The 23,593-nt window shown below is 68.8% G+C and carries 23 protein-coding genes; 3 read left to right on the top strand and 20 right to left on the bottom strand.

Annotated elements, in window-relative coordinates:
- Positions 1 to 18 precede the first annotated feature (18 nt).
- The 8 genes from FFF93_RS05985 to FFF93_RS05955 all read right to left on the bottom strand — a co-directional run bounded on the left by FFF93_RS05985 (position 19) and on the right by FFF93_RS05955 (position 6,434).
- Entirely contained in the window at positions 19 to 1,338 is a 1,320-nt protein-coding gene (locus tag FFF93_RS05985) for an MFS transporter (protein WP_138769729.1), read from the bottom strand.
- Between the two features lie 63 nt (positions 1,339 to 1,401).
- Positions 1,402 to 2,337 carry an SseB family protein gene (locus FFF93_RS05980; protein WP_138769730.1) on the bottom strand — a complete coding sequence of 312 codons (936 nt, stop codon included), beginning with the start codon at positions 2,335 to 2,337 and terminating at the stop codon, positions 1,402 to 1,404.
- A 13-nt stretch (positions 2,338 to 2,350) separates the two neighbouring features.
- The gene (gene priA / locus FFF93_RS05975) at positions 2,351 to 3,097 is read right to left on the bottom strand and encodes a bifunctional 1-(5-phosphoribosyl)-5-((5-phosphoribosylamino)methylideneamino)imidazole-4-carboxamide isomerase/phosphoribosylanthranilate isomerase PriA (protein WP_138769731.1); all 747 of its coding nucleotides are present in this window, start codon (positions 3,095 to 3,097) and stop codon (positions 2,351 to 2,353) included.
- A gap of 70 nt (positions 3,098 to 3,167) precedes the next feature.
- A complete protein-coding gene (locus FFF93_RS16915) occupies positions 3,168 to 3,326 on the bottom strand; it encodes a hypothetical protein (protein WP_186372245.1) in 159 nt (52 codons plus the stop codon).
- Positions 3,327 to 4,100 carry an imidazole glycerol phosphate synthase subunit HisH gene (hisH, locus tag FFF93_RS05970; RefSeq protein WP_138769732.1) on the bottom strand — a complete coding sequence of 258 codons (774 nt, stop codon included), beginning with the start codon at positions 4,098 to 4,100 and terminating at the stop codon, positions 3,327 to 3,329. It lies immediately after the preceding gene.
- A complete protein-coding gene (gene hisB, locus FFF93_RS05965; protein WP_138769733.1) occupies positions 4,097 to 4,723 on the bottom strand; it encodes an imidazoleglycerol-phosphate dehydratase HisB in 627 nt (208 codons plus the stop codon). The genes hisH and hisB overlap by 4 nt, the downstream gene beginning before the upstream one ends.
- 69 nt (positions 4,724 to 4,792) lie before the next feature.
- Positions 4,793 to 5,911 (bottom strand): histidinol-phosphate transaminase, encoded by a 1,119-nt coding sequence (locus FFF93_RS05960; protein ID WP_138769734.1) that lies wholly within the window; start codon positions 5,909 to 5,911, stop codon positions 4,793 to 4,795.
- Positions 5,912 to 5,975: 64 nt separating this feature from the next.
- Positions 5,976 to 6,434, bottom strand: coding sequence for a LysM peptidoglycan-binding domain-containing protein (locus tag FFF93_RS05955; protein WP_138769735.1), 459 nt, complete (start codon positions 6,432 to 6,434; stop codon positions 5,976 to 5,978).
- A gap of 382 nt (positions 6,435 to 6,816) precedes the next feature.
- Here FFF93_RS05955 and lexA point away from each other — a divergent pair, with 382 nt between their 5' ends.
- Positions 6,817 to 7,566 carry a transcriptional repressor LexA gene (gene lexA, locus FFF93_RS05950; protein ID WP_138769736.1) on the top strand — a complete coding sequence of 250 codons (750 nt, stop codon included), beginning with the start codon at positions 6,817 to 6,819 and terminating at the stop codon, positions 7,564 to 7,566.
- An 82-nt stretch (positions 7,567 to 7,648) separates the two neighbouring features.
- Here the strand turns inward: lexA and FFF93_RS05945 are convergent, their stop codons facing one another.
- Together FFF93_RS05945 and hflX are read right to left on the bottom strand one after the other, a co-directional pair.
- The gene (locus tag FFF93_RS05945) at positions 7,649 to 9,757 is read right to left on the bottom strand and encodes an ATP-dependent DNA helicase (RefSeq protein ID WP_138769737.1); all 2,109 of its coding nucleotides are present in this window, start codon (positions 9,755 to 9,757) and stop codon (positions 7,649 to 7,651) included.
- The gene (gene hflX / locus FFF93_RS05940; protein WP_138769738.1) at positions 9,750 to 11,327 is read right to left on the bottom strand and encodes a GTPase HflX; all 1,578 of its coding nucleotides are present in this window, start codon (positions 11,325 to 11,327) and stop codon (positions 9,750 to 9,752) included. The genes FFF93_RS05945 and hflX overlap by 8 nt, the downstream gene beginning before the upstream one ends.
- 508 nt (positions 11,328 to 11,835) lie before the next feature.
- Here hflX and FFF93_RS05935 point away from each other — a divergent pair.
- Entirely contained in the window at positions 11,836 to 12,450 is a 615-nt protein-coding gene (locus tag FFF93_RS05935) for a class I SAM-dependent methyltransferase (protein ID WP_138769739.1), read from the top strand.
- On the opposite strand, the gene dapF is transcribed toward FFF93_RS05935, so the two are convergent.
- From dapF to FFF93_RS05905, 6 genes are all read right to left on the bottom strand, one after another.
- Positions 12,431 to 13,387 (bottom strand): diaminopimelate epimerase, encoded by a 957-nt coding sequence (gene dapF / locus FFF93_RS05930; RefSeq protein ID WP_138769740.1) that lies wholly within the window; start codon positions 13,385 to 13,387, stop codon positions 12,431 to 12,433. The two genes, FFF93_RS05935 and dapF, sit on opposite strands and share 20 nt — an antisense overlap.
- A 52-nt stretch (positions 13,388 to 13,439) precedes the next feature.
- Positions 13,440 to 14,342, bottom strand: a complete 903-nt coding sequence (gene miaA / locus FFF93_RS05925; protein WP_138769741.1) for a tRNA (adenosine(37)-N6)-dimethylallyltransferase MiaA — start codon at positions 14,340 to 14,342, stop codon at positions 13,440 to 13,442.
- A 3-nt stretch (positions 14,343 to 14,345) separates the two neighbouring features.
- The gene (miaB, locus tag FFF93_RS05920; RefSeq protein ID WP_138769742.1) at positions 14,346 to 15,911 is read right to left on the bottom strand and encodes a tRNA (N6-isopentenyl adenosine(37)-C2)-methylthiotransferase MiaB; all 1,566 of its coding nucleotides are present in this window, start codon (positions 15,909 to 15,911) and stop codon (positions 14,346 to 14,348) included.
- 59 nt (positions 15,912 to 15,970) lie between these two features.
- A complete protein-coding gene (locus FFF93_RS05915) occupies positions 15,971 to 16,441 on the bottom strand; it encodes a regulatory protein RecX (RefSeq protein ID WP_261375401.1) in 471 nt (156 codons plus the stop codon).
- Positions 16,442 to 16,610: 169 nt separating this feature from the next.
- Positions 16,611 to 17,660 (bottom strand): recombinase RecA, encoded by a 1,050-nt coding sequence (recA, locus tag FFF93_RS05910; protein WP_138769744.1) that lies wholly within the window; start codon positions 17,658 to 17,660, stop codon positions 16,611 to 16,613.
- Positions 17,661 to 17,863: 203 nt separating this feature from the next.
- Positions 17,864 to 18,085, bottom strand: a complete 222-nt coding sequence (locus FFF93_RS05905) for a DUF3046 domain-containing protein (protein ID WP_138769745.1) — start codon at positions 18,083 to 18,085, stop codon at positions 17,864 to 17,866.
- A 41-nt stretch (positions 18,086 to 18,126) separates the two neighbouring features.
- Between FFF93_RS05905 and FFF93_RS05900 the strand changes: the two genes are divergently transcribed.
- Positions 18,127 to 18,648 (top strand): MarR family winged helix-turn-helix transcriptional regulator, encoded by a 522-nt coding sequence (locus tag FFF93_RS05900; protein ID WP_138769746.1) that lies wholly within the window; start codon positions 18,127 to 18,129, stop codon positions 18,646 to 18,648.
- A gap of 121 nt (positions 18,649 to 18,769) precedes the next feature.
- Here the strand turns inward: FFF93_RS05900 and FFF93_RS05895 are convergent, their stop codons facing one another.
- The 4 genes from FFF93_RS05895 to FFF93_RS05880 form a co-directional block, all read right to left on the bottom strand.
- The gene (locus tag FFF93_RS05895) at positions 18,770 to 19,222 is read right to left on the bottom strand and encodes a helix-turn-helix domain-containing protein (protein ID WP_138769747.1); all 453 of its coding nucleotides are present in this window, start codon (positions 19,220 to 19,222) and stop codon (positions 18,770 to 18,772) included.
- A gap of 138 nt (positions 19,223 to 19,360) precedes the next feature.
- Positions 19,361 to 19,891: a CinA family protein gene (locus tag FFF93_RS05890; protein ID WP_138769748.1), complete on the bottom strand. Its 531-nt coding sequence runs from the start codon at positions 19,889 to 19,891 to the stop codon at positions 19,361 to 19,363.
- Complete coding sequence (locus FFF93_RS05885; protein ID WP_395858434.1) at positions 19,888 to 20,460, bottom strand: CDP-alcohol phosphatidyltransferase family protein; 573 nt, start codon at positions 20,458 to 20,460, stop codon at positions 19,888 to 19,890. The genes FFF93_RS05890 and FFF93_RS05885 overlap by 4 nt, the downstream gene beginning before the upstream one ends.
- A gap of 91 nt (positions 20,461 to 20,551) precedes the next feature.
- Positions 20,552 to 23,506: a DNA translocase FtsK gene (locus tag FFF93_RS05880; RefSeq protein ID WP_138769750.1), complete on the bottom strand. Its 2,955-nt coding sequence runs from the start codon at positions 23,504 to 23,506 to the stop codon at positions 20,552 to 20,554.
- Positions 23,507 to 23,593: the final 87 nt, after the last annotated feature.

The raw sequence follows: 23,593 nt of genomic DNA, 5'->3' as shown, positions 1-23,593 counted from the left end.
GGGATCGGAGCGAGCCGGTCAGGCCGGGGCGAGCCGCCGCCGCCGGCGGTGCTGCAGGACCAGTCCCACCAGGCACAACACGACGCCGGCCACCCCCACCGCGACGAACCCCGCGCCCGGGCCCACGCCGTCGATAAAGAGCCCGGCCAGCGGAGCGCCGAGTGCCACGCCGCCGGTGAGGGCAGAGCCGTACCAGCCCATCGCCTCGCCGCGGCGGCCCTCCTCGACCAGTTCTGCCACCTTCTCCGACGCGGCGGAGAGCACCGGCGCGCAGAGCAGGCCCGGCAGCAGCGACAGCACCGCGAGTGTCCAGGTGTCGTGCGCGAAGGCCATCGGAATCGTCAGTGCGGACATGCCCAGCAGCAGCAGGACCGGGGACACCGGCCGGTGCATGGCGCCGTAGACCAGTCCGCCCAGCACGGATGCCGCGCACCAGAGGAGGAAAACGATGCCGATTTCGGCCTGGTGCCCTCCCCTCTCGAGGGCCGCGACGATGCCGACGTCGGTGCCGCTGAGCACCATGCCGGCGCCGGCCGCGACGGCGAAGACCGCCGCCACGCCAGCCGTGAACCAGGCGAAATTGCGGACGACCTTGTGCCGCAGGCCGGGGCGGCCCTGCCGCCGCTGCTCCGCGGCGGCCAGTGGTGCCAGTTCGGCAGCGGCTTCCTGGACGTGGGGTGCCGCGGCCACCAGGGCCGTTTCCGCGCCTTCCTGCTGGGCCGCCTCGAACGCTGTGTCCGGCTCAGCCCCGGAGTCGGCGCTGCGGGTGGGCGGGTTGATCCACATCAGGAACAGGCCGGACAGGGAGGTGGCGATGCCCACCACGGTCAGGCCCAGCGCGGAGTATCCTGCGGTGGCGACGACGGCGCCGGCCGCGGGGCCGATCATAAAGACCAGTTCGGTGCTGATCGCGTCCAGGGCGAAGGCCGTCCGGCGTTGCTCGCCGCCGGCGAGGATGCCCAGCGATTGGCGCACGACGCTGAAGATCGGCAGCGTCAGCAGGCCTCCCACGAAGACCAGGGGCAGCAGCAGTTCGTAGCCGACGTGCGGCACGATCGACCAGATGACGGTCTCCGAGACGACGGACGGGATCAGCGCCCGGCGCAGGCCCACGGTGTCCACCCGGCGTCCGCGCCACGGGGCTCCGACGGCGATGCCGATCGTCATGACGGCCGCGGCAGCCCCGGCGGCCGCGTAGCCCTGTCCCAGGGTGAGGACGATGTGCAGCGTCAGCAGCACCCCGGCCGCGGAGTGCGGGATGCGGGCGACCATGCCAACGAGCAGGAGGTTCCTGACGGGCCTCACGGCCAGCAGGTCCCGGTAGAGCGCGAAATTCACGAAACTGCTTTCCTTTGTGTACTGCCGTTGGCAGCACCCGGAGGCCCTCGTGCCGGCTTTCGGCTAGGGTGCTGCGCGCTGCAACTTGATGTCGATCGAGTCAACCCGCTCGGCAAATGTTTCATTCCGGGCCAGAGCGTTGTTCAGCCCGGCCACGAGGGACTGCACCGCGGCGGCGTCGAGCCCGTCTTCAAGGTACAGCACCATCCGCAGCTCCGGACCGGCGCCCCCGCCGGGGAGCTGGCCGCCGCCGGCCTGCGCCGATGCCACTCCCCCGCCGGGAAGGATCTCAACGCGCCGGAGCGCCGGAAGACCAGCCGCCGCGCTGGCGACAGCCTCGGCCACCGCCGGATCGCTGTAGCTCGGCGTCCAGCCGTGCTGCCGGGCCAGGGCCCAGACGGCGGGCCGGCGCACCACAAAGGTGGCAGCCGAGCCGGGGTCGAGGACCAGCAGTTCGGCCCCCTCGGCGACGGCGGAGAGCGCGGCCCGCGCCGCGTAGACCGCCACGGGCCTCGCCTCCGCGTGCCAGGCCGCCAGGGCCCGGGCAGAGGTGAAGACCGGCAGCGCGGTCCGGCCGTCGGGGGCCTGCAGGGTCACGAGGGCCATGTCCGCCTGTTTGTCGCCCTGCAGTTCCTCCCCGTGCTGTTTCTTGCCCTCCTGGCCGGCCACGCCCTCGCCTTCTTCGGCAAGCCGGGCCACGATCGGCACGAAGACGCGCGCGGTAGCCAGCGATGCCACCACTGCTGCCTCGTCCCCGGTGCCGGCGGCGAGGGCGTCCAGCGCGGCCAGGTAGCCGGCGTCGGCGGCGCCGTCGTCGTCCTCGAAGTTGTGGATCTTGGCGTCGTCACCGCTGAGGCTGCGGCCGGCCCAGGGCTGGCCGGCGGAGTCCGTCGCGCCCCCGGTGCCGGCGAGGGCGGCGGCGATGTGGCCGGGCAAGGGGCGTCCGCCGGGCTGGCGGTGCTCGGGCAATGTTCCCTTAGACAGGGGGTTGTGCTCCATGGCCCGGACTTCCCTAGCGGCGGCCGGCGATGTCGAGGGCTTCGGGCAGCGTGAAGTTGCCGTTGTAGAGGGCCTTGCCGATGATGGCGCCCTCGACCCCGAGCGGTACCAGGGAGCGCAGGACTTTGAGGTCCTCGAGGCTGGAGATGCCGCCGGAGGCTACAACAGGCTTGCCGGTCCTCTCCACCATTTGGCGCAGCAGCTCGACGTTGGGGCCCTGCAGGGTGCCGTCCTTGGTGACGTCGGTGACGACGTAGCGGGCGCAGCCGGCTTCCTCGAGGCGGCCGAGCACGTCCCAGAGGTCGCCGCCCTCTTTGGTCCAGCCGCGGCCGGCGAGGGTGGTGCCGCGGACGTCGAGGCCGACGGCGATCTTGTCGCCGAAACGCTCGATCACACGGGACGTCCACTCGGGATTCTCCAGCGCGGCGGTGCCGAGGTTCACCCGGGCCACACCGAGGTCGAGGGCCTTTTCCAGCGACTCGTCGTCGCGCAGGCCGCCGGAGAGTTCGACTTTGATGTCCAGCCGCCCGACGACCTCGCGCAGCAGTTCGGCGTTGGAGCCACGGCCGAAGGCTGCATCGAGGTCCACCAGGTGGACCCATTCGGCGCCCTGTTCCTGCCAGTTGAGCGCTGCCTCCAGCGGAGTGCCGTAGCTGGTTTCGCTGCCGGCTTCGCCCTGGACCAGGCGCACGGCCTGGCCGTTGACGACGTCGACGGCGGGGAGCAGCTCGAGTACCGGCAGCGGGGTTTCGGTGGTCATCGTTGGGTCCTCACGTATTGGGGTGGCGGTCGGGGCGGGCGGGGACGTGGTGGTCAGGTGCCCGGGAGGGTCAGTTCCCCGGCAGGGTTAATAGCCAGGCGGCCAGCAGCGACATGCCGGCCAGGATGTAGAACACGATCTGGACCCAGAGAGGGCTTTTCTGCTGCCGGAAGGACAGGGCGCCGCCCACCAGCAATCCGGCGAGGCCCATCAGGACTATGGACCACATCTAGGCGGTCTGTTCCGGGGTGCCAGGCTGGGCTGTTCCGGCCTCGGCGGCACTGGTGGTGGCGCTGCTGCGCAGACCGTCCACCCAGTTGCGGAGCAGGCGCGCGCCGGCGTCGCCGGACTTTTCGGGGTGGAACTGGGTGGCGCAGAGCGGACCGTTTTCCACCGCTGCGATGAACGGGGCACCGTGTTCGGACCAGGTGACGAGCGGCGCCTTCATGCGCGGCTGGATCACGTCGAAATCCCAGTGCTGCACACCGTAGGAGTGCACGAAGTAGAAGCGCTCGTTCTCGACGCCGGCAAAGAGCCGGGAGCCCTCCGGCACGGTGACGGTATTCCAGCCCATGTGCGGCACCACGTCGGCCGGCAGCAGCTCGACCTTGCCGGGCCACTCCCCCATGCCCTCGGCGACGGTGCCGTGTTCGACGCCGGCCTCAAACAAGACCTGGAGTCCGACGCAGATCGCCAGCACGGGCCGGCCGCCGGCGACCCGGCGTCCGATCATCCGGACGGCGTCGACGGCCTTGAGCTCGTTCATGACGGTTTCGAAGGCCCCGACGCCGGGGACGACGAGCCCGTCGGCGTTGAGCACATCTTCCGGCTTGGCGCTGAGGATGACCTCGGCGCCGGCACGCTCGAGGGCGCGCACGGCCGATCGGACGTTACCCGAACCGTAGTCCAGCACGGTGACCGTGGGCTTACCGTCGGGCGACGCGGGCTTCCGGTGGGCGTCAGGGTCGATGATCGCGCCGTCCTGGAGAACTTTGCCGCTCACAGCGCACCCTTGGTGGAGGGAATGCCCTCGACCCGGGGATCCGGCTCAACAGCCGCGCGGAGGGCCCGGGCAAAGGCCTTGAACTGCGCCTCGACGATGTGGTGCGGATCCCGGCCGGCGGTGACGTTCATGTGCAGGCAGATGCCGGCGTGCAGGGTGATCGCCTCGAAAACGTGCCGGGTCAGGGACCCGGTGAAGTGGCCGCCGATGAGGTGGTATTCCTGGCCCGCCGGTTCTCCGGCGTGCACGAGGTAGGGCCGGCCGGAGACGTCGACGACGGCGTGTGCGAGCGCCTCGTCGAGCGGCACCGTGGCCTCGCCGAAGCGGCGGATGCCGGCCTTGTTCCCCAGGGCGGTGCGCAGGACCTCGCCGAAGGTGATGGCGACGTCTTCCACGGTGTGGTGGACATCAATGTGGGTGTCACCGGTGGCCTTGACCGTCATGTCGATCAGGGAGTGCTTGCTCAGCGCCGTCAGCATGTGGTCGTAGAACGGCACCGACGTGCTGATGTCCGAGACGCCGGTGCCGTCGAGGTCGATCTCGACCAGCACGGACGACTCGCTGGTGGTCCGTTCGAGGCGTGCGGTCCGGGCCTCGGCAGCGGCAGTTCCGGTGTTGCTCATGTGGGGTGTCCTTTGGATGAGGCGGGCGCCCGGCGAACGCCGGTGGTGTGCGTGGGTCCTGGCTTAAGTCTAGGCGGACTGTGCTTCGTGGCCGGTCAGGATGCGTTCGAGCGCGTGCAGAAACGCTGTGGTTTCCGTCTCAGTACCGGCGGTCACGCGCAGGTGGCCGGGGATTCCGACGTCGCGGATCAGCACACCGGCGTCCAGCAGCCCCTGCCAGGTCTCGTGCGGGTTGTCGAGGCCGCCGAAGAACACGTAGTTCGAATCCGAAGCGGCCGGTTTCAGTCCCATCCGGGTCAGCTCCGAGACGATTCGGTCCCGCTGGCGCTTGATGTCTTCAACATCGGCCATCAGGGCCACGCGGTGGCGCAGCGCGGCCAGCGCAGTGGCCTGCGTGATGGCGGACAGGTGGTATGGCAGCCGGACCAGGCGCAGGGCATCGGTGACCTCCGGCGCGGCCGCCATGTAGCCCAGCCGCGCGCCGGCCAGGGCAAAGGCCTTGCTCATGGTCCGGGACACGATCAGCCGCTCGCGTCCGGGCAGCAACGTCAGGGCGCTGGGCGTACCGTCGTGGGCGAACTCGTGGTAGGCCTCGTCGACGATCACGATGGTCTGGCTGGCTTCCCCGGCCTCGTAGACGGCCTCGACGACGTCGAGACCCAGACCGGTGCCCGTGGGGTTGTTCGGAGAGCAGAGGAAGACAACGTTGGGTTTCAGCTCCCGTACCTGCCGGGCGGCCGATTCGGCACTGAGCCCGTAGTCGTCGGCACGCACCCCCACGATGTACTCGGTGTCCGTGCCGGCGGCCAGCAGCGGGTACATGGAGTACGTGGGAGGGAACCCGAGCGCAGTGCGGCCCGGACCGCCGAAGGCCTGGAGGATTTGCTGGAGGACTTCGTTGGAGCCGTTGGCGGCCCAGATGTTGGCGGCGTCGAGGCCGTGGCCGAGATACTCGGCCAGCCCTTCCCGCAATTCGGTGAACTCGCGGTCAGGGTACCGGTTCAGCCCGGCGGCAGCCTCGGTCACTGCCTCTGCGATGGCCGCGCGGACGTCGTCCGGGACGCCATGGGTGTTTTCGTTGACGTTCAGCAAGATCGGAACATCCAGCTGGGGCGCGCCGTAAGGCCGCAACCCCCGCAGATTGGTCCGGAGGGGCAGTCGGTTGAGGCGCTCTAGCTGGTCAGTCACGTGCCTAGTTTAAGTGAGACCACGCCCGGCCCCGAAACTGTGACCTCCAGAGGGCGGCCGGGGATTACCTGGAGGGCACGTAGAGCTGCTGGCCGGGGATAACGCGGGCGGCATCGAGGTTGTTGAGCTGCACAATGTCGGCGACCACGTCGCGGGGGTCGCGCTCCGGTGCCACTGCGCCGGCGATGGCCCACAGCGACTCCCCCGGCTGGACCGTCACGGTGACCGTAGGGGTGAGCGAGAGCTCCGCGGTCGAGTCGGCGGCTTTGGCCGGCGCATTCAGGAAACCGGCGAGCGAAAGGACGAGGGCAGCCAGCAGAATCAACGGCAGGCCGAAGAAGACGAAGCGGCCCCGGCGGGTCAGCCGCAGCGGCGCCTGCCTGGGCGCAACGGCAGGCACAGCCCGCTGCCCGCGGCTGGCTTCCTGCCCGTCGAAGATGCCGTGCGGGCCGAAAGCCTCGAACCGTGACGCCTGCACGGGAACGGAAACCTGTGAACCGGAAATAGCGCTTACTGCTGACATGAACTGAGCCCTCCTGGACTTATCTGTGCCGCCCGGCGTACTCCACGTACTCGCCGCCAACCGGCCGAACCATCTAACGCAAACCTGGACCGCAAATCTTGATCACTACGTTCGAACACAGAACCGAACCGAAAGATCCCGTCCCGGCGACTAACTTCGAACACATATTCGAACGTTGTAGTTCCTGTTTTAGCACTTATGAACGAACAATGTCGAGACTCGCTAGAACAAATGTTTGAAAAAGCGTGTCTGCTGGCCTACTTTTGAACCAGCAGAACCACTTGTGGTGATCAACAGCAGTTGATCAGCGGGGTCTGACATTTTCAGACCAGTTGGTCCCGGCAGCCCAGGCGGCCGGGCGGAACGGAAAGGCGTGGCGAACATGGCAGCACAAGCCGCCGGCGGGAGGGCCGCCCAGCGGAGCCCCCAGGCCGGCCGGGCGCCGAAGGGCCTCACCGTCCGGCAAAAGAAGATCCTGGAGACCATCCAGCGGTCCGTGACCGACAACGGCTACCCGCCCTCGATGCGCGAGATCGGCGACACCGTCGGCCTCGCCAGCCTCTCCAGCGTCACCCATCAGCTCTCGCAGTTGGAAAAGCTCGGTTACCTGCGGAGGGACCCCAAACGGCCCCGCGCCATGGAAGTCCTTTTGCCCCTGACGCTCGACGAGGGTGCCACCAAGGTCTCCGGGGTGGCGAAGTCCACCGGCCTGCGGGCCGTCGGCGGCGTTGCGGTCTCGGAACTCGCCAGTGCCACCGACACCGCAATGGTGCCCTTCGTGGGCCGGATCGCCGCCGGCGGCCCGATCCTGGCCGACCAGGTGGTGGAGGACGTGATGCCGCTGCCGCGCCAGCTGGTGGGCCACGGCGAATTGTTCATGCTTCGGGTGGCCGGCGACTCGATGATCGACGCCGCCATCTGCGACGGCGACTGGGTGGTCGTCCGCCGCCAGAACGACGCCGTCAACGGCGACATCGTGGCTGCCTTGCTCGACGACGAGGCAACGGTCAAGACGTTCCGCCAGCGCGACGGCCACACCTGGCTGCTCCCGCAGAACACCCAGTACGAGCCGATCCTCGGCGACCATGCCGTCATCATGGGAAAAGTCGTCTCGGTGCTTCGCTCCCTCTAGCGCCGCCGGCACGTACTGCGCCCGGCATAGAAAGGCCCCGTCCGGGTTTTCCGGACGGGGCCTTCGTCGTTGGGTGAGCGGCCTAGGTGGCCGTCTCCTTTGCTGGGCTTTCCTTGGCCAGCCGTGCGAGGGCGGCCAGGGCCACCGCCGGGTCGGTGGTGGGCCAGAACGGCGGCAGCGCGGCGCGCAGGAACCCGCCGTAGCGCTCGGTAGACAGCCGGGAGTCCAGGACAGCCACTACGCCCTTGTCCGACGTCGAGCGGATCAGCCGGCCGGCGCCCTGGGCGAGCCGGATGGCCGCGTGGGTTGCAGAGACGCTCATGAAGCCGTTACCGCCGGCTCGGGCCACAGCACGGGAGCGGGCGGTCATGAGCGGGTCATCCGGCCGCGGGAACGGAATCCTGTCGATCACCACCAGCCGGCAGGAGTTTCCGGGCACATCGACGCCCTGCCAGAGCGACATCGTGCCAAAGAGGCAAGTGTCAGGCTCGTCGGCGAACTGCTTAACGAGTGCCGTCATGGTCGACTCGCCCTGGCAAAGGATACTCAGGCCCAGCCGTGGCCGCATGGCTTCGGCGGCTTCTTCAGCGGCACGCCGGGAGGAGAAGAGGCACAGGGCGCCGCCGCCGGAGGCCCGGATCAGCTTTTCGAGCTCGTCGAGGGCTTCCGGGGAGGTCCCGCGGCCCGGCTTGGGCAGGTGCTTGGCGACGTAGAGGATGCCCTGCTTCGGATACTCGAACGGGGACCCGACATCGACGCCGGTCCAGCTCGGTGCGCCGGGGCCGACCAGGCCCAGGCCTCCGGCCGCCGGTTCGAAGGCCGAGCCGATGGCGAGGGTTGCCGAGGTCAGCACGACGGTGTGGTCGGCGAACAATCCCTCGCGCAGCCGCCCGGCGACGCTGAGCGGGGCGATGTTGATCAGGGCCGGCGCGGAGTCATCAGGCTGCGAATAGCCCTGCTGCGGGTCGAAGCTGCTGTTGCGGGAGAACCAGACCACCTCGCGGTTCTCCTTGGCCGCCAGGAGCCGTTCGCAGAGTTCCAGGATCACCATCAGTCGGGACCGGGCGAGCTGCCGTCCGCCGTCGGCGGTGTTGGCGCTGTCCCCCTTGGAGTCCGAAAGCGCGGCGCGGCAGGCGTCACGCAACTGGTCCACGCAATCGAGTTGTTCGCTGTTCAGTCCGTTCGGCATCAAACCGCTGGGAACGCCCTCAATGGCGAGTTCGAGGTTGGACGCGGCATTGTTCAGCGCATCCACGGTGATTCCGGCGTGCTTGCGGGCGCCCGACGCGGCAGCGTGCACCATGGCGACGGACAGCTGTCCGGACACGGCGCCGGTCACCCGGTCCTGCAGTTCGTGGGCCTCGTCCACCACCACGACGTCGTACTCCGGGAGGACCGCGAGGCCTTCGAAGGCGCTGACGGCCAGCATCGCGTGGTTGGTGACCACGACGTCGGCGTCGGCGGCGTTCTGGCGGGCAAGTTCGCTGAAGCATTCGGCGGCGAGCGGACACTTCTGCGCGCCCAGGCACTCCATGGAGGTGACGGAGACCTGCCGCCAGGCGCGGTCGGTCACCCCGGGCATCAGTTCGTCGCGGTCCCCCGTCTGGGTGTCCTCAGCCCAGTCGCGGAGCCGGACCACTTCCTTGCCGAGCTGGGACGACGGTCCGCCCATCGCCGCGGCGAAGTGCGGCACGGACGTGTCCTCGCCGAGGGAGAACAACTGGCCCTCGGACGGTTCCTCGGAAGGGAAGCCGCCCTCGAGCTTGTGGCGGCACACGTAATTGGAGCGGCCCTTGACCAGGGCGACCTTCACCGGCCGGTCCAGGGCCGGGGTGATGGTCTTGAGCAGCCGGGGCAGGTCGCGGCCAACAATCTGGGTCTGCAGCGCCAGGGTGGCGGTGGAAACCAGGGTGGGCTTGTCGCTGACCAGCGAGTGGGCGATCAGTGGAATCAGGTAGGCCAGGGACTTGCCGGTGCCGGTGCCAGCCTGGACCAGCAGGTGGTCGCCGGTCTCGATCGCGCGGGCCACCTGTCGTGCCATTTCGTGCTGGCCGTCGCGGCTCTGGCCGCCCATGCCGGCGACCGCCCGGTCGAGCAGTTCAACCACGAACTGCTCGCCGGACGGGCGGCTGCCGGACGGGCGGCTCTCGGACGGCGCGGCCTCCCCCTCGGCCACCGCTGGTTCAGTCATTGCTGACGAAGGAATCCAGTTCGGCGGCGAGCCCCTCGCGCACCATCACCACGGCACGGGTACCGGTCTCCCCGTGGTCGAGGCTGATGATCTCCGCGTCGGTCTCATGCAGCTTGCTGAGCAGGTCCCCACGGTTGTACGGGATCATCAGTTCCAGCTTCACGCTGGGCCGCGGGATGCCCTCGCTGATGGCCTTGAGCAGTTCCGGGATGCCTTCGCCGGTGCGGGCGGAGACCACCACGTGGCGGGGCTCGCGCTGCTTGAGCCGCTCAATCACAAACGGGTCGGCGGCGTCGGCCTTGTTCAGGACGATGATCTCGGGCACCTTGCGCGCGTCGACTTCGCTGAACACCGCGCGGACGGCCGCGATCTGGCCCTCCGGGTCGGGGTGGGAGACGTCGACGACGTGCAGGATCAGGTCCGAATCCGCGACCTCCTCCAGGGTGGAGCGGAAGGCCTCCACCAGCTGGGTGGGCAACGAGCGGACGAATCCGACGGTGTCGGCGAGCGTGTAGCCCAGCCCGTCCGAGGTTTCGGCCTTGCGGACGGTCGGATCCAGCGTGGCGAACAGGGCATTCTCCACCAGGACGCCGGCGTCGGTCAGCCGGTTCAGCAGCGAGGACTTGCCGGCGTTGGTGTACCCGGCGATGGCCACCGACGGAACGGCGTTGCGGCGGCGGTTGGCCCGCTTCGTCTCCCGGGCCGGCTTCATCGCGGCAATTTCCCGCCGCAGCTTGGCCATCCGGGTGCGGATTCGCCGGCGGTCCAGCTCGATCTTGGTCTCACCGGGGCCGCGTGAACCCATGCCCGCTCCGGCGCCGCCCACCTGGCCACCGGCCTGGCGGGACATCGATTCACCCCAGCCGCGCAGGCGCGGAAGCAGGTATTCGAGCTGGGCCAGTTCCACCTGGGCCTTGCCTTCGCGGCTCTTGGCGTGCTGGGCGAAGATATCCAGGATCAGGGCCGTGCGGTCGATGACCTTGACCTTGACGATGTCTTCGAGGCCACGGCGCTGGGAAGGAGCCAGTTCCGCGTCGACCACGACGGTGTCGGCGCCGGTGGACATCACGATGTCCTTGAGCTCCTGGGCCTTGCCGGAGCCGAGGAACGTGCCCGGGTCCGGCTTGGCGCGGCGCTGGACGAGCCCGTCGAGAACCTCGGAACCGGCGGTTTCGGCCAGGGCCGCGAGCTCGCGCAGGGAGTTCTCGGCGTCGGCGAGGGTGCCTTCGGTCCAGAGCCCTGCCAGCACGACGCGTTCAAGGCGCAGCTGGCGGTATTCGACTTCGGTGACGTCTTCGAGTTCCGTCGACAGGCCGGCGGTTCGGCGGAGCGCGTGGCGCTCCTCGAGGTCCTGCTGGTCGCCGTCGTAGCTGCCGTGTTCCTCATCCAGCCGCGAGATTGCTTGCGCCTTGCCGAACACCGCCTTCGACTCGCCGGGGTGTCCGGTGCCGGGACCGGCCTTGGGGGCGGGGGCGTCTTTGGAGAGGATCCGGTCGATGACAGCCTGAATTTCCGCAGGGGTCATGTCCTGGGAGGCTGAATCGGGTCCGGTGTTGGGCTGACTGGTCATGGTCTCCTTTGAAGGGTTTGCCCTTCCAGAATAGTGCTGTTCGGCGTCTTGTGGCGCAGTATTCGCGCTGGGCTGACGGCTGGGGGTCATGCGTGCCTCCTGGCGTGCCTGCGGCGGCGGCGCTGCAGGCTGGGGCGGGCTCCGAGAAGGAGCGCCGGGAAAGGGAAAGGAACAGGCGTGGTGGCGCCGTGGGGAGGGAGAGACTGTCCGCCCGGCCGGGCTCGGGTGAGCACTGCCAAACTCCAAGGTTCGGGCGCCGGCGGTGGGTCCAGTTGAGGACGATCATGGGGGCGCACAGAGCGGAAGGTAACTACCTGCGTCGCTGCGGGGACGGGACCTCTACGAAGACGGGAGGCCCGTGCCGGCTACTTGAAGTTCAAGAACATGTCTTTAACGTTAGCAGACCATGCCCGCGCCCCGGACGGGTCGGGCCGCGGGTGACCGGCGTGTCCCGGCGGGTCCGGGCCGGTTTCCCATACCGCCGGAGGGCCAACTAATCTGGCCAGTTATGGAGTCTGCACATTATTTCAGCGCCCAGCCGGCCGGGCCGTTCACCCGCAAGCCCTTGACCGTGGAGCTGGCCGGCGCGCGGCGGACGTTGCAGACGTCCTCCGGAATTTTCAGCCCGGACGGCATCGACAAGGGAACGGCGGTCCTGCTCGCGGACGTCCCGGCCCCCGCGCCGCAGGGGAACCTGCTGGACATCGGGTGCGGCTGGGGTCCGATCGCGCTGACTATGGCGCTGAGGGCACCGCATGCCCGGGTCTTCGCGGTGGATGTGAACGAACGCTGTGTCACCCTGACGAATGAGAATGCCGCCCTGTTGGGGCTGGAGAACGTCACCGCCTGCGCCCCCGCGGATGTGGACCCGGAGCTGCGCTTCGACACCATCTGGTCCAACCCGCCCATCCGCATCGGCAAGGACGAACTCCACGCCCTGCTGCTCCTGTGGCTGCCGCGGCTGGCGCCGGGCGGTTCAGCGTGGCTGGTGGTGCAGAAGAACCTTGGTTCGGATTCGCTTCAGCGCTGGCTCGCTGCCGAGCTGGACAGCAGCTTCACCGTCACCCGCGAGAGCACCTCAAAGTCCTTCCGCATCCTGCGGGTCAGGAAAGCATCCCGCTAGCGACGATCACGGCGGGGCCGCTAAGTTCCACGTGCTCATGGCCGTCCGCGGCCATGAAGAACTTCACGCCGACGACGCCGCCGGGAACCTTAACGTTCCAGGCGTCCGGAGCGCCCGAGCCGGCCCAGTGCCGGATCGCGACGGCGGCGGCGCAGGCGCCGGTGCCGCAGGACAGGGTCTCCCCCACTCCCCTTTCGTGCACGCGCATGGTGATGGTCCCGACGCCGTCGTGGACGAGCGGTTCGGACGGGACAACGAACTCCACGTTGGTGCCGTGCGGCGGCGCGGGATCGACCCGGGGCGCCCTGAACAGTTCCGTCGAGTCGAGCTCGGCCAGCTCGGCCAGTGCGACGACGGTGTGCGGGTTGCCCATGCTCACGGACAGCGCGGGCCTGGCGACTTCCAGTCCGTCTGCGCTGACCAGTGAGTCCATGGCGCGCGCGGTGGCCTCGCCCGGGAATATGAATTCCCAGGGTCCCATGTCCACGGCGTAGCGGGACGCGGTGCGCACCACGGTCTTGACGCCGCCGCGGGTTCCGATGGTCAGCGACTCCCCCGCCGGCAGGTCCACGAGGCCCTCATGGATGAGGAAGTGGACGAAGACGCGCACGCCGTTGCCGCACATTTCCGAGAGTGAGCCGTCACCGTTGCGGTAATCCATGAACCACTCCGCCGCGGGGTGCTGGCCGAGCAGCTCCCGTCCTTCCGGAAGCAACCGGGAGGGCACCGCGCGGATGAGGCCGTCCGCGCCGATGCCGCGGTGGCGGTCGCAGATGGCGGCAACCTGCTCCGGGGTGACGGAAAGGGCGCCGTGCGGATCCGCAATCAGGACAAAGTCGTTGCCCGTTCCGTGGCCTTTCGAGAACTTCAGGCCGCCGAGTCCGGCGGTGTCTCCGGCGGCAGGGTGGTCAGCGGCCGCGGCAAGGGTTTCGTCCATGCTCCAAGGTTACCGGTCCGGCCGTACCGGAACGGAAACGGCGGCGCCGGGCTCAGCGGCAGAGCGCCACGGACTTGGCCAGCAGTTCGGGGTCCTGCCAGTCCAGCCAATTGATCCGCGGGTCGGCGCGGAACCAGGTGAGCTGGCGGCGGGCGAACTGCCGTGTCGCGACGATGGTTTCCTCCGCGGCCTGTGCCACGTCCGACTCGCCGTCGACGACCTTGAGGAACTGCGCGTAGCCCAGGGCCCGGGAGGCGGTCTTGCCGCGGCGCAGGCCTTCGGCGTCCAGCCGCTGCACTTCCGCCAGGAGCCCTTGGGCCACCATGGTGTGGACGCGGGCGGCGAGGCGCTCGCGCAGCTGGTCGCGGTCCACCTCGAGCCCGAGCTGCACGGCGGGCTGGAAGTACTCGCGGGAGGGCATAAAAGAGCTGAAGGGCCGCCCGGTGAGTTCGAAGACCTCCAGGGCACGGATCACGCGGCGGGCGTCACCCAGTCGGCCCGCGGAGACCGGATCCACGTGTTCCAGCCGGGACCGCAGGGGTGCGAGACCGGCCGTGGCCTCTTCTTCCTCGAGGCGGCGCCGGATGGCCGGGTCGGTGCCCGGGAACTCGAGCACGTCGAGGGCGGCACGGACATACAGGCCGGAGCCGCCGGCGAGGACGGCCCGTTTGCCCCGGGCGTGGATGTCCGCGATCACGTCACGGGCGCGCTGCTGGAAGTCCGAGACGCTGGCCTCTTCGGTCACGTCGAGGATGTCCAGGAGGTGGTGGGGCACGCCCCTGCGCTCAGCTTCGGTGATCTTCGCGGTTCCGATGTCCATACCGCGGTAGAACTGCATGGCGTCGGCGTTGACCACTTCCCCGTCCAGGGCGAGGGCCAGCGACACGGCGAGATCCGATTTTCCGGATCCCGTGGGTCCGACGACGGCGATGACCGGAGGTGTGGAAGTGTCCACGGACTAGCGGGCGCGCAGCGGCAGGCTTGGCATGCCCAGGGAAACGCCGGAGGTGCCATTGGCCCTGCCACCGGCTCCGGCTCCGCCTCCGCCGGGTGCCGGGGCGCCGCAGGAGTCGGCCTGGGACCTGTCCCAGGCGTCGCCGGCGCGGGAGCGGCGGAGGCTGTAGTCCTCTGCCGACGCCGGGTCGGCGACGAGGTGGAACGCCGCGGCCTCGGTGATGGTCACGGTGACGAGGTCCCCGGGGCGGGGCGTTTCGGCGCCGGCCGGCACGGAGAAGTGCACGAGGCGCTGGTCCCGGGCGCGGCCGGAGAGCCGGTGGGTTTCCCCCGCCTTGCGGCCGGGCTGCGCGGTGACCATCACCTCGACGCGGCGACCGAGCTGGCGGGCGTTCTCCTCGGCGGCGATCCGGTCCTGCAGCGCGGTGAGCCGTTCGAAGCGTTCCTGCACCACGGCCTTGGGCAGCTGGTCCGGGAGCTCAGCGGCGGGGGTGCCGGGCCGCTTGGAGTACTGGAAGGTGAAGGCGGTGGCGAAGCGGGACTTTTCCACGACGTCGAGCGTGGCCTGGAAGTCTTCCTCGGTTTCGCCGGGGAATCCGACGATGATGTCGGTGGAGATCGCCGCGTGCGGGATCTTCTCCCGGACCTTGTCCAGGATGCCAAGGAACTTGGTGGACCGGTAGGACCGCTTCATCTCGCGGAGCACCTTGTCCGAGCCGGACTGGAGCGGCATGTGCAACTGCGGCATGACGTTCGGAGTTTCGGCCATGGCGTCGATGACGTCGTCGGTGAAGGCCGCCGGGTGCGGGCTGGTGAACCGGACGCGTTCCAGGCCGGGGATCTCGCCGCAGGCGCGCAGCAGCTTGGAGAACGCCTGCCGGTCGCCGAACTCGACGCCGTAGGAGTTCACGTTCTGGCCCAGCAGCGTGACTTCGATGGCGCCGTCGTCGACGAGGGCCTGGATCTCGGCGAGGATGTCGCCGGGCCGGCGGTCCTTTTCCTTACCGCGCAGCGCCGGAACGATGCAGAAGGTGCAGGTGTTGTTGCAGCCGACCGAGATCGAGACCCAGCCCGCGTAGACCGAGTCGCGCTTGGTGGGCAGCGTGGAGGGGAACACGTCGAGCGATTCGAGGATTTCCAGCTGTGCCTCGTTGTTGTGGCGTGCCCGTTCCAGCAGGGCCGGCAGGGCCCCGACGTTGTGGGTTCCGAAGACCGCGTCGACCCAGGGCGCCTTCCGGAGGATCGTCTCGCGGTCCTTCTGCGCGAGGCATCCCCCGACGGCGATCTGCATTCCCGGGTTGGCTTCCTTGACCGGGCGGAGAATGCCGAGGTTGCCGTAGAGCTTGTTGTCGGCGTTTTCCCGCACCGCGCAGGTGTTGAAGACGACGACGTCGGCCAGCTCGCCGTCGGAGCGCACGTAGCCGGCGGCCTCGAGCATGCCGGACATTCGCTCGGAATCGTGAACGTTCATCTGGCAGCCGAAGGTCCGCACCTGGTAGCTGCGGGCCGGGGCAGTCTCATCCGGGAAGGGGTTTCCGCCGGGGGCTGGGGTAGGAATGGTCAAACTCACCTGTTAAGGGTAACGGGTCGGTGTGGCCGCTTTCGCGGGCCATGCTGCCGCCGGCCCCCTCAGGCCTTGCCGTCCGGTTTTTCGAGGGACGCGTCCACGGCCTCACCGACGATGCGGAAGGCCTGGGAAGGCTGGTAGCCCTTGCGTGCGAGCATCGAGGCCAGCCGACGGACGGCCTTGTCCCGCTCCGCACGGTCTTCCAGGCCCCGGGCGTTGCGCAGCTTGCGCTCCACGAGCTCCCGGGCCGAGGCTTCCTCGTCCTCATCGCTGAGCTGCTCGAGTGCGCCGGCAGCGGTCTCCTGGTCGATGCCCTTCTCCGCCAGCTCGCGCCGCAGCGCACCCTTGGCAAGCTTGCGCGTCTGGGCACGGCTGCGGACCCACATGTCGGCAAACTCGGCGTCGTCGATCAGGCGGACTTCCTCGAAACGGTCAAGGACAGCCTCGGCGACATCTTCGGGGATGTTGCGCTCGGCCAGCTTGCGGGAGAGCTGCAGCCGGCTCTTGGGCGAGTTGGTCAGCTGCCGCAGCACGACGGCTCGGGCGACGGCGGCGGGGTCCGCGTCCGCATCCCGCTCCGGTACCGGCGGAGCCGCCGGGGCGAACGGGCCGTGGTCGCCGGGGCCGTCAACGACGCCGGGGCCAGGATTCCGGGAAGGGAATCCTGACCCCTTGCGGCGTCGTGTGGCGGAGGCCCGGCTGTTAGAAGCCGTCAACGGCCTTCAGCTTCGGTGATTCCTCCGGGTCCGCGGCCTTGACCCCGACGCCGAGCTTTTCCTTGATCAGGCGCTCGAGTTCGGCGGCGAGCTCCGGGTTGTCGCGCAGGAAGCGGCGGGAGTTCTCCATGCCCTGGCCCAGCTGGTCCCCGTCGTAGGTGAACCACGAGCCGGACTTCTTGATCAGGCCGTGCTCGACACCCATGTCGATAATGCCGCCCTCGCGGGAGATGCCCTGGCCGTAGATGATGTCGAATTCGGCGATCTTGAAGGGCGGAGCCATCTTGTTCTTGACGATCTTGGCCTTGGTGCGGTTGCCGACCGAGTCCGCGCCCTCCTTGAGGGTCTGGATACGGCGGACGTCGATGCGGATCGAGGCGTAGAACTTCAGCGCTTTACCACCGGTGGTGGTTTCCGGCGAGCCGAAGAAGACACCGATCTTTTCGCGGAGCTGGTTGATGAAGATCGCGGTGGTCTTGGTCTGGCTCAGCCGGCCGGTGATCTTACGCAGCGCCTGGCTCATCAGCCGTGCCTGCAGGCCGACGTGGCTGTCGCCCATGTCGCCTTCGATTTCGGCGCGGGGCACCAGGGCCGCCACGGAGTCGATGACGATGACGTCCAGCGAGCCGGAGCCGATCAGCATGTCCATGATTTCAAGCGCCTGCTCACCGGTGTCCGGCTGGGAGACGAGGAGCGCGTCGGTGTCGACGCCGAGCTTGGCGGCGTATTCCGGGTCGAGCGCGTGTTCGGCGTCGATGAAGGCAGCGATGCCGCCCTGGCGCTGCGCGTTGGCCACGGCGTGCAGGGCGACTGTGGTCTTACCGGAGGATTCGGGGCCGTAGATCTCAACGACGCGGCCGCGGGGCAGGCCGCCAATTCCGAGGGCCACGTCCAGCGCGATGGAGCCGGTAGGGATGACCTCGATGGGCGCACGGACTTCATCGCCCAGCCGCATGACCGAACCTTTGCCGAACTGCTTGTCAATCTGGGCAAGCGCTGCGTCGAGCGCCTTCTGGCGATCCGGGGCTGCGGCCATGATTCACACCTCTAATACTTTCTCGCTGGAGAGTGGCCGTCGTGGCCGTTGCTATGTCATCACTGACGCTAGTGGCAGCCACTGACAAAGTTGCCGCCGTCGTCGCGTATGTGGAAAACGCTCTGAAAAAAGCATAGCCGGACCCGAACAGATATTCGAACAATCCGGCGGCGTGTCAGGCGGGAACCCGGGCGGGACCGGACCTAGCCGCGCGGCTTGACGTCGCGGCCGAGCCGCCGCTCGGCAGGGACGTCCTGGACGTCGCAGAGCGCCAGCCAGACCTGCCGGGGCGGCACCCCGTCGCTGAGGGCCTGGTCCGCGGTGCGTCCACCGACGCCGGCGAGCACCAGGGAGCTGCTCAGGACACGGGAATATCCCGCCCCGAACTCGTCGTCCATCAGCCGCCAGAAGTCACTCAATCTCACCGGTCAAGTCTCTCACGGGCGCGGACCCTAGAATGGTTGCTATGAGCACCCCACGCGACGCCGCCCCGGACCCGGCGCGAATTTCCGGGACCGGCGAGGCCTCCCCCGAGGAGGCCCTGGCTGCCGTCGAACACCAGTTGAGCCTGCTCTGGAGGCGCGCCCGTTCCATGTCGCAGCAGCTCTCCCGGCAGGTCCACCCCGAGATGGAGCCCGCCGCCTACGGCCTGCTCTCCGTGCTGCGCACCAAGGGGCCGATCCGGTTGACCGAGCTGGCGTCCTGCATCGGCGTCGGCAAGCCTTCGGTGAGCCGCCAGGTCGCGTTCCTTGAAGGCCTCGGGCTGGTCTCGAAGCAAGCCGATCCGCTGGACGGCCGGGCCCAGGCCATCAGCCTGACGGCCAAGGGCGAGGAAAAGATGCACCTGGTCCAGGATGCCCGCCGCGAGGTCTTCCGCGAGCGGCTGGCGGAGTGGCCCGCCGGGGAACTTGAAGCCTTTGCCGGCTACATGGCGAAGCTGAACGCCACCTACGAGCGCGACGGCTTCCCGCGGGACGAAGCCCTGTAAACAGCTCCGCCACTCCGGCTCTCTAAAAGCACCCGGCCCGTCTCCGACAAACCGGCGACAACACGGAAAAGGTCCCCGGCACACCGCCGGGGACCTTCCGTTTGAAACTAATGGACTGGGGCTACCGCGCCCCGGAGAGCAGGCCGGTGGCCAGCTCGTCGTTCAGCTCGGTGTTGAGCTCACGGTCGAGGTCACGGCCATAGCGCTGCGCAAATTCCTGGGGCACGGTGTCCGGTACGGCGACACCCTCGGCCACGGCAACGCGGTCGCTGACTTCGCGGAGCATGCTGGACAACGGGACGTCGAGGGCCGAGCAGATCGAGGAGAGCAGCTCCGAGGAGGCTTCCTTCTGGCCGCGTTCCACTTCACTCAGGTAGCCCAGGGATACACGGGCACTGTGCGAGACTTCGCGGAGGGTACGGCCTTGGCGTTGGCGGACATCGCGCAGGACATCACCGATTTCGTGACGAAGTACAACCATCTTGCGCTCCTTCTGTTCGCTCTTAGCCTGATCGGCGAGGCCCACATCCTTCCAGCGGACAACGCCGTTTACGGATACGGGCTGCTTTACCATCTGTATCGCCTTGCTCCCTCGTATGTTTGGTTCGCTGTTGAGGGCGAACATTGTAATGACTTCATCCTAGGCGCCACCCTTATTCCGGGGCGACACAATGTAACAACTATTCGGAATCAACTTTTGTTCCCGGCAACTTTACCCGCGGTAGCTTGCCGGGGACAGGGCTTCGAGCAGGCGTTCCAGGGCGGCGCCACACGCCAGCGCCCGGATCTCCTGCCGGGATCCCTCGAAGCGGTACGCGAACGACGTCGCGCCCTCAGCCGTGGCGAGGCCGATGTAGACGGTGCCCACGTCCTTGCCGTCGTGCGGCTCCGGGCCCGCCACGCCGGTGGTTGCGATCCCGACGTCGGCTCCGCACGCGGTGCGCGCGCCGGAGGCCATCGCCGCGGCGACCTGTCCGTCTACCGAGCCGGCGGTGTCGAGGACCTCGCGGGAGACGCCCAGGACGTCGGCCTTGACCGAGTTCGCGTAGGCGACAACGCCGCCCTGGAGCATGGCGGACGCGCCGGGCGTGTCGGCCAGCACGGCGGCCACCATGCCGGCGGTCAGGGACTCCGCCGTGGCCACCGTCAGTCCGTGCTCAATCGCGCCGGCCACTGCCTGCCCGGCCAGGCGGTGGAGGTTCGGGTGGAGCCCCGGGTGGGGGCTCGGCTGCGGAGTGCTCATGGCGTTCCCTCCTGAACCTGCTGTTTCCGGGCCCGGATGCCACTGGCACGCAGCTTGAGGGCCTCGATGACATATTCGCCGCCGGTCCAGACCGTGATCGCCAGGGCCGCCATCATGACCGCGAAGGCCACGAATCCCAGCCAGGGCGCGATTGCGGCGAGCGGCATGACGTAGAGGAAGATCGCGGCGGTCTGGACCACGGTCTTGAGCTTCCCGCCGCGGGAGGCGGGGATGACGCCGTAGCGGATGACGAAGAAACGCAGCGCCGTGACGCCCCACTCGCGGACCAGGATCAGGACCGTGACCCACCACGGCAGTTCGCCCAGCAGGGACAGCATCACCAGGGCCGAGCCGATCAGCAGTTTGTCCGCGATCGGGTCGGCGATCTTTCCAAAGTCGGTGACGAGGCCGCGGCTGCGGGCGATGTCGCCGTCGAGCTTGTCGGTGTAGATCGCCACCGCGAAGGCGACGACGGCGGCCCAGCGCCACGGTCCGTTCTGGGCAGTCAGGCCCGGAGCGTCGGCGACGAGGAACCAGACGAAAAAGGGCACCAGCGCGATCCGCAGCATCGTGAGGATGTTGGGCAGGTTCCAGATCCGCGGGGCGGACCCGGCGTTGGTTTCGGCGCTAGTCACCTTCCTAGGCTACCGTCTCCGCCGGTTACCGTCCGGTGAGCGACCAGGCATCCTCGGAGCCGTCCTGGTCATCGGAGCCGCCGTCGGCGCCGTCGTGATATTCGATCGACTGGGTACGGTTGTCCAGGTCCGCGGCGACCAGGTCCTCCGCGTAGCCGCCCTGCGCGATGTTGGCGTTGGCGTTATCGCTCAGCGCGGCCGTCTGGGAATCGGCGGCGACCGGTCCGTCCTGGCCCTTCATGGCGGCCAGGACCGCGGCCAGGTCGTCCGGTTTGACCAGGACGTCGCGGGCCTTGGAGCCCTCGGAGGGTCCCACCACTCCCCTGGACTCCAGCAGGTCCATCAGGCGGCCGGCCTTGGCAAAGCCGACGCGCAGCTTGCGCTGCAGCATCGACGTCGAGCCGAACTGGGTCGTGACCACCAGCTCGGTGGCCTGCAGCAGCACCTCGAGGTCGTCCCCGATGTCATCGTCGATCTGCTTCTGCTGCGCCTCGGGGGCGACGTCGTCGCGGTAGACGGCCTTGAGCTGGCCCTTGACGTGCTCGACTACCTTGTGGATTTCGGACTCGGTGACCCAGGCGCCCTGCACGCGCATCGCCTTGGAGGCGCCCATCGGCAGGAAGAGCGCGTCGCCCTGGCCGATCAGCTTCTCGGCACCCGGCTGGTCCAGGACCACGCGGGAGTCGGTCACGGAAGACGTCGCGAACGCCATCCGGGACGGCACGTTGGCCTTGATCAGGCCGGTGACGACGTCCACGGAGGGCCGCTGCGTGGCGAGCACCAGGTGGATGCCGGCGGCGCGGGCCAGCTGGGTAATGCGGACGATGGAGTCTTCGACGTCGCGCGGGGCCACCATCATGAGGTCGGCGAGTTCGTCCACGATCACCAGCAGGTACGGGTACGGCCGGATGACGCGCTTGGATCCCTCCGGCGGGTGGACCTTTCCGGCCCGGACCGCCTTGTTGAAGTCGTCGATGTGCTTGAAACCGTAGTTCGCGAGGTCGTCGTAGCGGGCGTCCATTTCGCGGACCACCCATTGGAGGGCCTCGGCGGCCTTCTTGGGGTTGGTGATGATCGGGGTGATCAAGTGCGGGACACCCTCGTAGGCGGTCAGCTCCACCCGTTTGGGGTCCACCATGACCATGCGGACCTCGTCCGGCGTGGCGCGCATCAGGATCGAGGTGATCATCGAGTTCACGAACGAGGATTTGCCGGCGCCCGTGGCGCCGGCGACGAGCAGGTGCGGCATCTTGGCGAGGTTGGCCACAACGTAGCCGCCCTCGACGTCCTTGCCGACGCCCATGACCATGGGGTGGTCGGTGCGGCGGGCGTTCTGGCTGCGGAGGACGTCGCCGAGCGAGACGGTTTCGCGGTCCGTGTTGGGGATCTCGATGCCGATGGCGGACTTGCCCGGGATGGGGCTGAGGATCCGCACGTCGGAGCTCGCCACGGCGTAGGAGATGTTCTTGGACAGGGCGGTGACGCGTTCCACCTTGGTGCCCGGGGAGAGTTCGATCTCGTACCGGGTGACGGTGGGGCCGCGGCTGAAGCCGGTGACCTGCGCGTCCACGTTGAACTGGTTCAGCGTCTCGGTCAGCGAGGCGACGATCGCGTCATTGGCCTCGGTGCGTTCCTTGGGGATGGAGCCGGGCGTGAGGATGTCCGACGCCGGCAGGGTGTAGGTGACGTCGCCGGCGAGCGAGAGCTGTTCGGTGCGCTGCGGGATCGGGGTCGGCAGCGGGGCGGGCGCGACGGGGTTCGCCGGGACCTTCGGGGCGGCGGCGGAAGCGGCGCCGGCGTTTGCGGAAGGGTTCAGGGAGCCGGCGGCAATCATGCCCGGGGTGACAAGGGGTATCGCCTCGGTGGCGTCCCCCACGGCGCCGGCGGCGGTGGCTGCTGCACTGCCGAGCCCCTGGGCCGCCTTGATCTTCTCGACGGCGATCTCGGCCTGGGTGGGCCGCCGCACGCCCGGCGCCACGGCCTTGGCGCCCTTGCCGGGCCCCTTGGCACCGCTGCCGCCGCCCTTCGCGTCGCCGGGCTCGTCGCCGTCGACGACGGCGTGTTCGAAGGCTTCGTCGCCGACGTAGCCTTCCAGCCTGGCGTCGGCGTCGCCGTCCTTGCCGAAGAGGCGCCTGCGCTTCTTTTTGGGCGCGGGAGCGTCGTTTTCGTACAGGTAGCTGCGGTCGTGGCCGTCCTGGTCGTCGTCGTACTCCTGCAGGTCGATGCCCATCAGGTGCTCGTAGGCGCCGCGGATGCGGGACGGAATGGCCCCGAACGGGGTAGCCGTAACGATCAGCAGCGAAGTGAAGGCCAGCAGGGCGTAGAGGGCCAGCGGCACCGCGGCGTGGATGGTGGCCAGCGGCGCGGCGGCGAGGTAGCCGAGCATGCCGCCGGCCCGGCGCAGGCCGTCAAAGCCGTCGGCGACGGTCGGCTGGCCGCCGATGACGTGCGCCAGGCCGCAGCCCGCGAAGGTCATGATGAGGAAGCCGATGCCTATCCGGTTGTTGCCGCGGCCGTCGACCGGCTGGCGGAAGAGCCGGAAGGCGCAGACGAAGAGCATCAGCGGCAGCAGCAGGGACATCCAGCCGAAGGTGCCGTTGACGATCCCGAAGACCGCGTCGGGGAACCAGCCCTTCAAGCCCCACCAGGCGAAGGTCGCGATAAACGCGCCGAGGGCGAGGTTGAACAGCGCGGCGCCGTCGCGGCGGTCCGCGGGGTCGAGGTCGCTGACATCGTGGCCGATCCGGCGGACGCCGGCGCCCACCACGTGGCCAATCCCCAGCCAGGCCCCGGCCACCACCCGCACCAGCCAGGGCTGCCGCGGTTCGACGGCGGCCATCTGCCGGGTGCGCGCGGTCCCCTGCGTGCGGCCGGTCTTGTACGCAGCTGCGCCGGAGCTCCGGCCGGAAGAGCTGCCAGTGTTGCCCTTTGAGCTGCCGCTTGAGTTGCCTCTAGGCGCGGAGGATGTGCGTGTCGCCATACCCGCAACGGTACCGGACACCGGGCGGAAAACCGCGGATTTCCGGGGCGGGCGGGGATCATGTTGAACCCCCGGGGCGCCGGGATC

The sequence above is a fragment of the Arthrobacter sp. KBS0702 genome (genome assembly GCF_005937985.2).
GTDB lineage: Bacteria > Actinomycetota > Actinomycetes > Actinomycetales > Micrococcaceae > Arthrobacter.
This window is presented reverse-complemented; position numbering and strand designations above follow the sequence as displayed.

What these genes read in the sequence shown, in the direction of transcription:
- FFF93_RS05885 (WP_395858434.1), bottom strand. Translation starts at nt 20,460, where the DNA reads ATGCTGCGGATCGCGCTGGTGCCCTTTTTCGTCTGGTTCCTCGTCGCC.
- FFF93_RS05935 (WP_138769739.1), top strand. Translation starts at nt 11,836, where the DNA reads ATGGAGTCTGCACATTATTTCAGCGCCCAGCCGGCCGGGCCGTTCACC.
- FFF93_RS05945 (WP_138769737.1), bottom strand. Translation starts at nt 9,757, where the DNA reads ATGACTGAACCAGCGGTGGCCGAGGGGGAGGCCGCGCCGTCCGAGAGC.
- FFF93_RS05980 (WP_138769730.1), bottom strand. Translation starts at nt 2,337, where the DNA reads ATGGAGCACAACCCCCTGTCTAAGGGAACATTGCCCGAGCACCGCCAG.
- FFF93_RS05895 (WP_138769747.1), bottom strand. Translation starts at nt 19,222, where the DNA reads ATGGTAAAGCAGCCCGTATCCGTAAACGGCGTTGTCCGCTGGAAGGAT.
- FFF93_RS05900 (WP_138769746.1), top strand. Translation starts at nt 18,127, where the DNA reads ATGAGCACCCCACGCGACGCCGCCCCGGACCCGGCGCGAATTTCCGGG.
- hflX (WP_138769738.1), bottom strand. Translation starts at nt 11,327, where the DNA reads ATGACCAGTCAGCCCAACACCGGACCCGATTCAGCCTCCCAGGACATG.
- FFF93_RS16915 (WP_186372245.1), bottom strand. Translation starts at nt 3,326, where the DNA reads ATGTGGTCCATAGTCCTGATGGGCCTCGCCGGATTGCTGGTGGGCGGC.
- hisB (WP_138769733.1), bottom strand. Translation starts at nt 4,723, where the DNA reads ATGAGCAACACCGGAACTGCCGCTGCCGAGGCCCGGACCGCACGCCTC.
- recA (WP_138769744.1), bottom strand. Translation starts at nt 17,660, where the DNA reads ATGGCCGCAGCCCCGGATCGCCAGAAGGCGCTCGACGCAGCGCTTGCC.
- dapF (WP_138769740.1), bottom strand. Translation starts at nt 13,387, where the DNA reads ATGGACGAAACCCTTGCCGCGGCCGCTGACCACCCTGCCGCCGGAGAC.
- priA (WP_138769731.1), bottom strand. Translation starts at nt 3,097, where the DNA reads ATGACCACCGAAACCCCGCTGCCGGTACTCGAGCTGCTCCCCGCCGTC.
- FFF93_RS05955 (WP_138769735.1), bottom strand. Translation starts at nt 6,434, where the DNA reads ATGTCAGCAGTAAGCGCTATTTCCGGTTCACAGGTTTCCGTTCCCGTG.
- FFF93_RS05890 (WP_138769748.1), bottom strand. Translation starts at nt 19,891, where the DNA reads ATGAGCACTCCGCAGCCGAGCCCCCACCCGGGGCTCCACCCGAACCTC.
- lexA (WP_138769736.1), top strand. Translation starts at nt 6,817, where the DNA reads ATGGCAGCACAAGCCGCCGGCGGGAGGGCCGCCCAGCGGAGCCCCCAG.
- FFF93_RS05880 (WP_138769750.1), bottom strand. Translation starts at nt 23,506, where the DNA reads ATGGCGACACGCACATCCTCCGCGCCTAGAGGCAACTCAAGCGGCAGC.